1 rRNA gene is annotated in these 258 nt (G+C 55.8%); it reads right to left on the bottom strand.

Going from position 1 to position 258, the window contains the following annotated elements:
* Positions 1-258, bottom strand: a 23S ribosomal RNA gene (locus NQ038_RS15250); the annotation flags it as partial.

The following is a 258-nucleotide window of genomic DNA, read 5'->3' as shown; positions in this document are numbered from 1 at the left end:
TCACCCCTAACCACAGGTCATCCCCTCCATTTTCAACTGAAGTGGGTTCGGGCCTCCACACGCTCTTACACGCGCTTCACCCTGCCCATGGCTAGATCACTCCGCTTCGGGTCTAGGACACGCGACTGGATCGCCCTCTTCAGACTCGCTTTCGCTACGACTACCCCACACGGGTTAACCTCGCCACATGCCACTAACTCGCAGGCTCATTCTTCAAAAGGCACGCCAGCACAGTCATTAAAACTGCTTTGACGGCTT

The sequence above is a fragment of the Brevibacterium sp. 50QC2O2 genome, from assembly GCF_024580675.1.
Classification (GTDB): Bacteria; Actinomycetota; Actinomycetes; order Actinomycetales; family Brevibacteriaceae; genus Brevibacterium; species Brevibacterium moorei.
The sequence above is the reverse complement of the archived record's forward strand: the minus strand, read 5'-3'. Positions and strand labels throughout refer to the sequence as shown.